The sequence below is a fragment of the Megasphaera hutchinsoni genome (genome assembly GCF_001553405.1).
GTDB classification, from domain to species: Bacteria; Bacillota; Negativicutes; order Veillonellales; family Megasphaeraceae; genus Megasphaera; species Megasphaera hutchinsoni.
In genome coordinates this window covers 1-275 of sequence record NZ_KQ960943.1, presented here as the reverse complement: position 1 = coordinate 275, position 275 = coordinate 1, and the positions used below count along the sequence as shown (strand labels likewise).

1 protein-coding gene is annotated in these 275 nt (G+C 41.8%); it reads right to left on the bottom strand.

Going from position 1 to position 275, the window contains the following annotated elements; all coding sequences use genetic code 11:
* The coding region (locus HMPREF3182_RS07660; protein WP_206445544.1) for a hypothetical protein at positions 1–275 on the bottom strand (275 nt) is incomplete at both ends.

The following is a 275-nucleotide window of genomic DNA, read 5'->3' as shown; positions in this document are numbered from 1 at the left end:
GGTAAGCTTCTGATTTAACTTCAGTTTATTTTCAGCACCAATATCACCGGCAAATTGCATTCCGTCATTCATCGTTGCCAATTCATGCGTCTTCGTACCTTCTTTGACAACAAGACGTGTTTCTCCATCTTTGCCGTCAACGCCGACTTTACCATTTTGTGTGGTAATTTGTACTTTATTTGTACCATCTTTGCCTTTGATACCGATGGAACCATCTTGACCATTCAAAGTGACACCATTACCGTCTTTTCCGTCAACGCCCATTGTACCGTCTT